The 271-nt window shown below is 37.3% G+C and carries 1 tRNA gene; it reads left to right on the top strand.

The window, feature by feature from the left end:
• Positions 1–134 precede the first annotated feature (134 nt).
• Positions 135–208, top strand: a tRNA-Gly gene (locus Q3304_RS21055).
• The last annotated feature ends 63 nt before the right edge of the window (positions 209–271 follow it).

The following is a 271-nucleotide window of genomic DNA, read 5'->3' as shown; positions in this document are numbered from 1 at the left end:
ATGTATTTAGCTTATCGATACTAATAGGTCGAGGACTTGACCAAATTATTTGATGTCCATTCAGTAAAATATATATGTAGTTTTTAGAGTGTTAACTCTAGAAAGTTAGTTATATTAATTTATAAAAATTTAATGCGGGTGTAGCTCAATGGTAGAGTTCTGGCCTTCCAAGCCAGCTGTGAGGGTTCGATCCCCTTCACCCGCTCCAAAAGATTATGTGGTTACAATAGCAGAGAGGATACACCTGTTCCCATTCCGAACACAGAAGTTA

The organism is Clostridioides sp. GD02377, assembly GCF_045899875.1.
GTDB classification, from domain to species: Bacteria; Bacillota; Clostridia; order Peptostreptococcales; family Peptostreptococcaceae; genus Clostridioides; species Clostridioides difficile_A.
The sequence above is the reverse complement of the archived record's forward strand: the minus strand, read 5'-3'. Positions and strand labels throughout refer to the sequence as shown.